The organism is Terrimonas pollutisoli, assembly GCF_029360765.1.
GTDB lineage: Bacteria > Bacteroidota > Bacteroidia > Chitinophagales > Chitinophagaceae > Terrimonas_B > Terrimonas_B pollutisoli.
The window spans coordinates 1-10,230 of the sequence record NZ_JARKNA010000039.1 but is presented as its reverse complement, the minus strand read 5'-3'; the positions used below and the strand labels follow the sequence as shown (position 1 = coordinate 10,230).

9 protein-coding genes and 1 pseudogene are annotated in these 10,230 nt (G+C 41.6%); 4 read left to right on the top strand and 6 right to left on the bottom strand.

The window, feature by feature from the left end; genetic code table 11:
- Positions 1–238: 238 nt before the first annotated feature.
- A complete protein-coding gene (locus P2W73_RS26060) occupies positions 239–2,446 on the top strand; it encodes an outer membrane protein assembly factor BamB family protein (protein WP_276505042.1) in 2,208 nt (735 codons plus the stop codon).
- A 12-nt stretch (positions 2,447–2,458) separates the two neighbouring features.
- On the opposite strand, the gene P2W73_RS26055 is transcribed toward P2W73_RS26060, so the two are convergent.
- Complete coding sequence (locus tag P2W73_RS26055) at positions 2,459–3,172, bottom strand: peptidase associated/transthyretin-like domain-containing protein (protein WP_276505041.1); 714 nt, start codon at positions 3,170–3,172, stop codon at positions 2,459–2,461.
- 102 nt (positions 3,173–3,274) lie between these two features.
- Between P2W73_RS26055 and P2W73_RS26050 the strand changes: the two genes are divergently transcribed.
- Together P2W73_RS26050 and P2W73_RS26045 are read left to right on the top strand one after the other, a co-directional pair.
- The gene (locus tag P2W73_RS26050; RefSeq protein ID WP_276505040.1) at positions 3,275–3,985 is read left to right on the top strand and encodes an endonuclease/exonuclease/phosphatase family protein; all 711 of its coding nucleotides are present in this window, start codon (positions 3,275–3,277) and stop codon (positions 3,983–3,985) included.
- Positions 3,986–4,052: 67 nt separating this feature from the next.
- Complete coding sequence (locus tag P2W73_RS26045) at positions 4,053–5,099, top strand: ferredoxin--NADP reductase (protein WP_276505039.1); 1,047 nt, start codon at positions 4,053–4,055, stop codon at positions 5,097–5,099.
- A 7-nt stretch (positions 5,100–5,106) separates the two neighbouring features.
- On the opposite strand, the gene P2W73_RS26040 is transcribed toward P2W73_RS26045, so the two are convergent.
- A complete protein-coding gene (locus P2W73_RS26040) occupies positions 5,107–7,497 on the bottom strand; it encodes a hypothetical protein (protein ID WP_276505038.1) in 2,391 nt (796 codons plus the stop codon).
- A 411-nt stretch (positions 7,498–7,908) separates the two neighbouring features.
- Here P2W73_RS26040 and P2W73_RS26035 point away from each other — a divergent pair, with 411 nt between their 5' ends.
- Entirely contained in the window at positions 7,909–8,400 is a 492-nt protein-coding gene (locus P2W73_RS26035; protein ID WP_276505037.1) for a GNAT family N-acetyltransferase, read from the top strand.
- A gap of 69 nt (positions 8,401–8,469) precedes the next feature.
- Here P2W73_RS26035 and P2W73_RS26030 read toward each other — a convergent pair whose 3' ends face one another.
- The 4 genes and pseudogenes from P2W73_RS26030 to P2W73_RS26015 all read right to left on the bottom strand — a co-directional run.
- On the bottom strand, positions 8,470–9,012 hold the full coding sequence (locus P2W73_RS26030; RefSeq protein WP_276505036.1) for a hypothetical protein: 543 nt from the start codon (positions 9,010–9,012) through the stop codon (positions 8,470–8,472).
- 56 nt (positions 9,013–9,068) lie between these two features.
- Positions 9,069–9,695, bottom strand: a complete 627-nt coding sequence (locus tag P2W73_RS26025) for a SprT-like domain-containing protein (protein WP_276505035.1) — start codon at positions 9,693–9,695, stop codon at positions 9,069–9,071.
- Positions 9,688–10,077 (bottom strand): hypothetical protein, encoded by a 390-nt coding sequence (locus P2W73_RS26020; RefSeq protein ID WP_276505034.1) that lies wholly within the window; start codon positions 10,075–10,077, stop codon positions 9,688–9,690. Before P2W73_RS26020 ends, P2W73_RS26025 begins: the two co-directional genes overlap by 8 nt.
- 46 nt (positions 10,078–10,123) lie before the next feature.
- Positions 10,124–10,230 (bottom strand): annotated as a pseudogene (locus P2W73_RS26015) (IS982 family transposase); the annotation flags it as partial.

Below are 10,230 nucleotides of genomic sequence, written 5' to 3'. Positions count from 1 at the left end.
ATGAAGTGAACAGTTGTTCTTGATATTTTTTTTGGCCTTGCATAGCTCTTACACAGCAATTACTTTTCCAATTATGCCATATCAACATAATGTGCATTAGTTTTGAGTCGTGCAACAGCCACTTAAAGACGGGGCAATACAATACCAACCCTGGGGTTTTAGTTAAATACATCTATTAAATTAATTGATCAGGTTTGTGTTGCTATAGAATGTTCCTAACTTCCCTGAAATCGCTGACATGATAAGAAATACGATTGCGGGTCTCCTGTTTCTCCTTTTTTTCATTGCCTGTAAAACAAAATCCGGCGAAGCTGATTATTCCGGCTGGCGAACTTATGCCGGCACAAAAGAAGGTAACCGCTATTCATCAAACGACCAGGTCAATACCGCCAACGTGGATTCACTGGCTGTTGCGTGGACCTTTTCTTCCAATGATAAAGACACCGGCAACCATTCCCAAAATCAGTGTAACCCCATCATGGTTGATGCTGTGTTATATGGCACTTCACCGAGACTAACTTTATTTGCGGTGGACGCTGCTACCGGGCAATTGAAATGGCAATTCTTTCCATCATCACTTGATACCTCGGCGAAAAATGACCCTTATGCTTATTTTAAAGTCAGCCGTGGTGTTATGTATTGGCAAAATGAAAGCGCTACCGACAAACGTATTCTCTATTCTGCCGGTTCAAAAACTTTTGCCATCAACGCTATAGATGGAAAACCAATTACCAGTTTTGGTAAAGGTGGTTTTATTGATCTCAACGAACATATTGACAGGGAACCCGGCACTTATAATCCATTTATCGCTTCTACAACACCTGGTGTCATTTTTAAAAACACTTTGATCATGGGCGGGCGGGTGGCAGAATCCGCTGATGCTGCACCCGGCGACATAAGAGCCTTCGATGTAATGACTGGCAAATTAATCTGGACCTTTCATACCATTCCACGTCCCGGCGAAAAAGGTTATGAAACATGGCCCGATAAAGATGCATGGAAAAAATTGGGCGGTGCTAATAACTGGGCAGGCATGTCATTGGATGAAAAAAGAGGTATCGTTTATATTCCCACCGGTTCTGTGGGTAGTGATTTTTATGGCGGCATACGCAAAGGACAAAATCTATTTGGCAATTCGCTTATTGCTCTTGATGCAGCTACCGGAAAATATATCTGGCATTACCAGGTCATCCATCATGATCTCTGGGATCGTGACTTGCCGGCCAATCCAAATTTAATCACCATAAAAAAAGATGGCAAATCAATTGACGCCGTGGCACAGATCACCAAACATGGCTATATTTTTATGTTTGACCGTGAGACGGGCGAGCCCATCTTCCCGATAGAAGAAAGACCGGTGCCTGTTTCGGCATTACCGGGTGAAGAACCCTGGCCAACACAACCTATCCCCACACTTCCGGAACCATTTTCAAGACAAACATTTACTGCAGCCGATGTGTCTGATCGTACACCTGCAGTGCATGCCGCCATGATGGAAATATTCAATACAGTAAAAGACGGGAGAATGTTTGTTCCACCAAACAAAGACGGGGTTTGGATATTTCCCGGTTTTGATGGTGGTGGTGAATGGGGCGGAGCGGCCGTAGATCAGGAGTCAGGTATTCTGTATGTGAATTCAACCGAATTGCCCTGGCTGCTAAAGATGATTGATATGCCCGGTAAAAACACCGGATCAAATTCGTTGAAAACAATCGGACAATCGATGTACGGCAAATATTGCATCAGTTGTCATGGACCGGAATTAAAAGGCAACGGCACTTCGTTTCCTTCTTTAGTCAATCTTGAAAAAAAGTACACGGACAAAACCTTGTCCAATATCATTGAGAACGGCAGAAATATGATGCCGGCATTCAAACAGGTGACCGCGGATGAAAAAGCAGCATTGGCGGCTTTCCTGTTGAACAAGCCTGACAAAGAACCAGCAAGCAGTGGTGCACAAGCCAAAGAGCCGGAGTCGAAAAAACAATCGCTTACCAAAACCATTTTGGACGAAGTACCGTATACGATGACAGGTTACAATCGCTTTCTTGACGCAGATGGCTATCCCGGCATTAAACCACCCTGGGGTACATTAAATGCTGTCGATTTGAATACCGGCAAGTTACTATGGAAAGTGCCGCTGGGTGAATATGAAGAACTAACAAAAAAAGGAATGCCTGTTACCGGAACAGAAAACTATGGCGGTCCGCTTGTAACAAAAGGTGGATTGATTTTTATCGCCAGTACCAAAGATGAAAAGATCAGGGCTTTTGATAAAAAAACGGGCAAGCAGCTATGGGAACATCATTTACCGGCGGCTGGCTATGCCACTCCTGCTACTTATTTACTAAATGGCAAACAGTATATAGTGATTGCTTGTGGCGGTGGTAAGATCGGTAGCAAATCAGGAGATCAATTTGTAGCATTTGCTTTACCCGGCAATTAATCACTTGTATCGCTATCGTGAACTTTTCGGATCTCTAAACTCCTTCACTTTATCGTTAATGTAAATCAACATGCCCTGCCTGTCTGTCTTCCGACAAAATTTATACGATGGCCGATAGCGATACATAAATAATGATAACGAGTCGCCATCTAAACCCGTTACGTTTTTTACCCATGGCAAAGGAAACGAATGATCAACATAATTTCCCTTTTCCTCCTTTTCAAGACGGCTACGCAAACCTCTTTTTTGTTTTGATTCTTTGGAGAAAAAACTAACCGGGCTGAGAGTAACTCCTACTCCATTAGCCGGCCGGTTACGACCCGTAATACCAGCCTGCTTTGCATAAATATGGCTATAATAATTTCGCCTTGCCAATGAGTCTGCCTGGTAACTCCCCGTAACTCTTACTTCTTTTAATGACACGACCTGCCTGTGCAAATTCAGATCAAATGGTGTCAGCAATAAACTAAAACTTACTACAATGGTATCCGTTCTAAAACCGCCTGCCGAAAAAATAACGATATCGCCTTCTGCGGCAGCTATGCTATAACTTCCATCCGCTGCTGATCTCACAGAATTTTTTGTATGCGTATTAAAAATATTAACTGCAGAAAGGATAGAATCGGTAAAGGCTTCGTACACTTTTCCTTTTAGTGTTTGCTGAGCACTGACCAGCTGGTAAAGACTCATCATCACCAAAAGAAAAAGGAAGCGGTATAAATACATCTTTAAAAGTAAAAGTGATTTCAGTACAGCTTACCCTGTGCCAGGCAAATTTTTGTTAAACTATTTTCCGGAACTTTTTTATTTACCATTAAATTTATGCGCATGAAGCTGATCACGTGGAATTGCAATATGGCTTTTCGCAAAAAGGCAGGGCTGCTGCTGAGCCTGCACCCGGATATTGTGATCGTACCAGAATGTGAACACCCGGACAAATTAAAATTTAGCGATGACATCCGGCAACCATCCGACATGTTGTGGTTTGGTAATAATCTAAACAAAGGCCTCGGCATTTTTTCTTATAGCGATTTTCGTTTCAGGGTTCATAAAAAACACAATCCCGAACTCAGGATGATCATTCCCGTTACCGTTACGGGTGGCAACACAAAATTCTTACTTTATGCTATCTGGGCTAACAATCCTACCGATCCGGATGGTCAGTATGTAGAGCAAATATGGAAAGCTATTCATCATTACAAAAAATATATCACCAATAAACAAACCATCCTCATTGGCGACTTTAACAGCAATACGATCTGGGATAGAAAGAGAAGAGCAGGGAATCATTCCAATGTAGTAAAGCACCTGGAAGAAAAAGGCATTTATAGCTGCTATCACCTGCATCATCAGCAAGTGCAGGGCAGCGAACAACATCCTACCTACTACCTGTACCGGCACCAGGATAAACCTTATCATCTTGATTATTGTTTTGTATCTGCTGACCTGAGTGAAAAAATCAAATCGGTTGAAATTGGCGACTATGACTATTGGTCACCGTATAGTGATCACATGCCGGTGATCATAACGCTAGACTAATGCAATAAATATTTTCAAGCTGGTTGATTTTTTATTTCTCTTATTTTGCATCATCCCTCAACTTAGTATGAGCAAACGACAAAAAGTAAGAATAAAAGAAATCATCCGGGAAACAAATGATGCCAAAACTTTTGTACTGGAAACTGTTGATGGGAAAAATATCCCTTATAAGCCGGGACAATTCCTGACTTTTATTTTTGAAACGCCGTTTGGCGAACAAAGAAGAAATTACTCCATCTCTTCTTCTCCGGCTTTGGCAGAGTCATTGCAAATCACGATCAAAAAAGTAGTCAATGGCCTTTTCTCCAGGAAATTGATTGATGCAGCTAAAACAGGTGAAACATTAACCACAATAGGCGCCAGTGGCTTTTTCACCCTGCCCAATGATGTTCATTTATACGAGCAATTATTTTTATTGGCAGCGGGTAGCGGCATCACTCCCATATACAGCCTGTTGAAAACAGTTCTGCACCTGTATCCTAAAATAAGCGTTGTACTTATCTATAGCAATCGCTCAAAAGAGGATACTATATTTTACGACAAAATCCAACAAATAAAAAACCAGTATCCGTCCCGCCTTGAAATTGTTTGGCTTTTTAGCAATGCAACCAACTATAGGCATGCAAGACTCAGCAATTGGTTATTGGGTGAACTTTTAAAAAAACATACAACTGCGCCAACCGAAAAATGCCTGTTTTATTTATGTGGCCCTTTTGCTTATATGCGGATGATCACAATCACTTTATTATCTGCCGGAATAAAGGCCGCCAATATGCGAAAGGAAGAATTTGTCATCCCCACACTAAAGTCGCCAACGCTACCGCCGGATACCTCGCCGCGGAAAGTAAAACTAATACTGGATAAAAAAGAGTATGAATTCCGAAGTGAGTTCCCGCAAACTATTTTACAGTCAGCAAAACAGGCGGGCATTGAGTTGCCCTACAGCTGCGAAACGGGGCGATGCGGCACCTGTGCTGCCATATGTGTACAAGGCAAAGTATGGATGCAATACAATGAAGTACTGACAGATGAGGATATAAAAAATAACCGGGCACTTACCTGCACCGGTTATCCTGTATTTGGCAATGTTGAACTTGATTTTGACAACCTTTGATAAAAATCTATGTAGCGTTCTCAAGGTTAATATCAACCCGCAAAGCCTTCAATCCGCTAACCCCCTGCAATTCTTCCAGCTCCAGCATTTCCAACCCCGGGCTTAGTATCTTTTTACTTTGTAAAAATTGAATATACTCCTGGTATTCCTGCGCTTCTTTCTGATTGGAATAAACCATAGCTATTTTGCCGGGTTGTGTTAATCTTTCGCTCGTCTCTTTTATATGCACCTTATCCAATCTTTTTTTCATGATCTCGTAGCGAATATTGTATGACCCTTCTACATCAAATCTTCTTTCGTCCCTGCGGAAGCTGATAGAGATTGGCTGACTGTGAATCAGCAAGAGCTGGGTAGTTTGTAACTGAACAGGAAGTGATGGCAGCATTTCGTTGGTGATCTTAGCAATGGCAGCCATCGATTTCAATTGCCACAAACGGATATTCTTTAAGTAAAGCTGATCGAAAGGATTGTTAGGAGCTATGGATTGACCAATATAAATATTATACTCAACACCATCGGTCCGGTATTTTTCAAAATAGTGCGGGTAAGACTGCTGCAGGGTTTCCTCTTCTTTCTGAAGATAACTGAGCACGGCCTCATTAATGGCTGCCAATGTTTTTTCATACTCGTTACGATGCTTATATAAGTAGCCATTGGTATCGTTCACACTGGCAAAATATGCGCCGATCACTTCATTGGTTTTGCTGTTGCTTTTGTTAAGATGAAGCAACACGGGGTTTACCTCATTGGTAAAAAAATCGTTGAGCCTGATCTCATCTTCCGCCTGCATGCTTTTATCAATAGCTTCTTTATAATTGAAGTTCTTAAATTTCAATCCTTCCAGCAATGGCAGGTGCATAACAGCATCCAGTTTATCAAACGTAGCATCGATCAGCTCCAGGTGAGCCTTCACATCTTTCTGAAGGGCCATACTTCTTTCCAGTGATGAATTGCGTATATCGATTGCCCCATATAAAGGATACACATTTTCAAAAATTACATTGCTCGCGGTGCCGCTGCCGTTGCCATTCGGGCTTTTCATATAGTTCCAGGCTACTTCGGCAAACTTCCATTCAACTGACGGTTGCAAAGCGGTGAACTTTTCTTTAATCAACTTTTCGATCCTTTCCGTAAAAGAGTCCCTGTTTTTTAACAATGCCAGTGAAATAAGCGGCATTGCTGGTTCCAGCTTCGTCATTATATCCAACGTAAGCTGGTTTGACACCGGGGATGCCAATTCCAGTAAGCCCAGCAAGCCATCATTATTTTGAACAGGATAAATCAGGTAACTCTTCATACCCCGTTTTAAAAGATCCCTGAAGAATGGCGCAACGTTCATTAGATTTTCATCCACCACAGGAATGGGCATCGGTTCCGGTCGTTCAGAAAGAAAGGCAATGCTGTTCTTAAAATCATTTATATCCTCCTCGTTTGACGTCTTCCAGTTTTTGCCCATCAGGCCATGACGTGTACAAGTTTCATCCAGCACAAATTCATTGTTCAGTTTGACAAAAGGGGCTATCCCTACTTCCACTTCATTTAAGCCCGTCAGCGCATGAATACATTCTTTCAGCTCATGAATAATACCAGGACTGCAAGTTTCTTCTCTCAGTAATAATTTTTTGATAGCGTCGAGTGACTCTTGCACGGTCACGTCTTCGGCGACCCAAACACCAAAACCTTCCGCTTTAAACAGGTCAAGCGGCATTTTTTTCATCTGGTGTTCCAGGTCCAGTATTCTGAATGTATTTAAACAAACAGCACAATCTTTTATTGGCGGCAGATCCCCCTTGGCATGCAGGTCAATAAACCGGTTGTCATATCGCAATTTGTAATATCGCTTCAAACCGGTTGCCGGATCGGCAATTGGGTAGACGAGATCCGTATTAGCATTCAGCTTTATCCCATAAAATTTTTGCAGGGCATGCTCGTAAATAAGCGAACATTTTATTTGCCGGATCTGTTCCGACAAACTGTCCTGTGGCAACAGGAAGTGTTCCTCTTTGTCGACAAATAATTTCTTGAAAGGAGCCGACTCATTAAAAATGGAAAACTGGTAAGGGACACCCAGTGTAAAAATATTTTTTTCCGGATCGGTAACAACGGGGAAAAGTGCTGTTCCCAACAGTTCGAGGAGATTACTGTGCTCATCCAAAAGTCTGTTATCTCCGATCGGCATCAGCAGGGCTGGTTCTGTCTCAAATCTTTCAATGAGGTAATTATAAAATCTCGATCGTGTATCATCAATGCCCGCTAAATGGTCTTTCAGGTAATTGACAAAGGGAAGAAAAGAGATACTGCTGTCAAACGCAAAATTTCCTTCTGCACTGCCAGGTAAAGCGGTTAGCACTTTTACCTTCTCTGAAGATCCGATGGCAGAAGCTATATCTTGTAGCATAGCCTTGATGTTTTGGTTAAAAAAATCAGACGGGAGCTTTATAAAGTTAATAATTCTGCCCCGGAAATGATTCAATGGTAAAAACTTCTGTCTTTCATTTATATTGGCGGCAATTGGTTGTCAGGCCAGGTCAGACGCATTAAAAATCAGGCAAACGGGGAACACGGATGACACAGATTAAACGGATTTGGCTGAGATTAAACCTAATGATTATAAACTCCCCTCATGTTTAAGCGATAAATATTATTTGACTAAATGGATAAGTACAGATTATCCACCTGCGGCAGAAAAAAAATCCGTGTTTATCCATTCTACCCGTGTCATCCTTGCCCCAATATATGTTTTTGAATAGTTAATAAGCACATTTTAATTCGTCTGCTGGTTGTCAGGCACCGTTTGTATTTTTGAAGCATGAGCAAAATAGTTATCCGCACTATAGAGCCTGGAGACAACCCACATCTTGCAAAAATTGTAAAAGATACCCTCGCTGAATTCGGCGCCAATCATCCCGGCACGGTGTATTATGACGAGTCCACCAATGCACTTTATGAATTGTTTGATCATAAAGGGGCAGCTTATTTTATAGCGCTGCTCGATGGAAAAATTGTGGGTGGCGGTGGCATCTATCCTACTGATGGTCTTGCCGCCGATACCTGCGAACTGGTAAAGATGTACCTGTTGCCTGAAGCACGGGGCATGGGCCTTGGACGTGAATTGATTGAGAAAAGCCTCGCTTTTGCCAAAGAGTATGGCTATCAAAAAGTTTATCTTGAATCGATGCCCGAACTCAAACAGGCGCTGAAGGTGTACGAAAAATTTGGTTTTGAATATTTAAAAGGACCGATGGGCAATAGCGGTCATACCGGCTGCAGTTTGTGGATGTTAAAAAGTTTAAAAGGTTGAATAAGTTCAAAAGATTTAAGAAATTGTTTAACTCCTTAAACCTTTTGAACCTTTTAAACTTATAGAACTTTACTTACCCCTGACCCTGTCCATTTGGCGTTTAAGAATGTAAACCTGGAAACCCACCGTCATAGCAAAACCGCCGCTGCCGTCAACATCTTCATACTTTGTATGATCATAACCCAATAAAGCATCAATAGAAACCTGGTCGCTGATAAAAATAGCTGCCCCACCTCCAAGGAAATAGTTAATGCCTGTGCTGCTTGAAGATCCAAGCCCTATAATTTTTGTCTTTGAACTTAGAAAATCGAAACTGCTATGTAGAATAGGTCTCACGTTGGCATTCGTAAAGTAGTAACGTACAAAGGGGCCAATGCCAAAATCAGTAATTTTCGTGTCGTCTGCTTTAACATAGGAAAACCGAAGATTTCCGCCAAGTGCCAAATTATTGATGAGAAATACGCCGGCATTCGGTGTCAACGCTATGACGGTATTATTACTGGATGTATTGAGTTGAAAACCGCCCCCAACCATCCAGTCACCTTTTTCTGTCTGTGCATTGGCAATAATAACGCCTAAAATAAATGTAAGAACTGATAAGATCTTTTTCATAATCAATGGTTTTTGATGAAACAAAGCTAATCAAACCACGATGCCGAAAAAAAATATTACCCCGCATTCAACCATTCCACTTCATAAACGGGACTGAATAAATATACTTTACCCGTCTTGACCTCAATACACCGAAATCGCTTCCGGAGTTTTTCCTGCTTTTTAAAGATCCTCCCGTCGCTGGTACGGAAATATGCATCCATCGATATTTCTTCCACCAAACGATGATGGGTTTGCTTCGAATCATACTTTCTTAACACTCTCAATAAGCCATCTTCAGCACAAGTGCTGGCAGCAGGGTTATTGAGTGATAAGATTAACTCTGCTTCAATATCCTGCGGAAAAATTTTATGCTGAAGAAATTGTGCCAGCATTCCTGCATAAATAATTTTCCATTCACGGCCGTGCGCCAACACCCTATTGCCGAATTGTTCAAAGGTCAACAGGTGAGCTAATTCATGCAGTAAAGTGATAAGAAAAGAATAAGGATTCAGGTTACCATTCACACTGATCCGGTGATTGTCGTGGTGAGTGCGGTGCCTGTAATCACCCAAAATACTTTTGCGTTCGCGGGCAATTGTCAAATGCACTTTATGTTGTCGCAGATAGTCAAGCACAGCCTCGTAGGTACCGGGTGGTAAATAATCCTGTAACTGGCCGATCGGGACTTCTTTTTTAGGCATTCTTTTTTTGCTTCAATATCCGCAAAAGAGTGTTTACTTCAATAGCCGAGTAAACAATATACAAACCCATCATACAAAAAAGCGCTGGCTTATTCAGGTTTTTTTCAGCCAGCAAAATGTATATAAATGCTGCCAGCGCTATGGCAAAAAATTTTACGATAAACCCGGTATACAAGGCGCGGACAAAGACATGTGTATTGTCAGATTTCAGGCTGCGCCAGGTGAGCCAAAAAGTCAATATGGACACGGCAAACAAAACGAGGTTGCCAAGAATCAATACCTCCTGGTCAATTCCTTTTTTTTCCAACCACAATTTGCCTGCAATAAAAAACCCACTCAGTAAAATAAAAACAAGGATCATTGGACGAAGAAGCTTCAACATGTTTTGGTTCATCTTTTTTTAATCATTAAATAATTCAAGTTGCTAGTTAAAGGGTGAGCTTATTCAGGGTAAAAGCCAGAATAAACATCACCAGTTTTAGCAGGAACCCCTTAAAGGTCACTGCATGTATTTTTCTTAAAAACAACGCCTTTA

Coding starts and splice junctions, on each gene's coding strand:
- P2W73_RS26055 (WP_276505041.1), bottom strand. CDS start 3,172: ATGTATTTATACCGCTTCCTTTTTCTTTTGGTGATGATGAGTCTTTAC.
- P2W73_RS26025 (WP_276505035.1), bottom strand. CDS start 9,695: ATGCCTAAAAAAGAAGTCCCGATCGGCCAGTTACAGGATTATTTACCA.
- P2W73_RS26020 (WP_276505034.1), bottom strand. CDS start 10,077: ATGTTGAAGCTTCTTCGTCCAATGATCCTTGTTTTTATTTTACTGAGT.
- P2W73_RS26040 (WP_276505038.1), bottom strand. CDS start 7,497: ATGCTACAAGATATAGCTTCTGCCATCGGATCTTCAGAGAAGGTAAAA.
- P2W73_RS26060 (WP_276505042.1), top strand. CDS start 239: ATGATAAGAAATACGATTGCGGGTCTCCTGTTTCTCCTTTTTTTCATT.
- P2W73_RS26045 (WP_276505039.1), top strand. CDS start 4,053: ATGAGCAAACGACAAAAAGTAAGAATAAAAGAAATCATCCGGGAAACA.
- P2W73_RS26035 (WP_276505037.1), top strand. CDS start 7,909: ATGAGCAAAATAGTTATCCGCACTATAGAGCCTGGAGACAACCCACAT.
- P2W73_RS26030 (WP_276505036.1), bottom strand. CDS start 9,012: ATGAAAAAGATCTTATCAGTTCTTACATTTATTTTAGGCGTTATTATT.
- P2W73_RS26050 (WP_276505040.1), top strand. CDS start 3,275: ATGAAGCTGATCACGTGGAATTGCAATATGGCTTTTCGCAAAAAGGCA.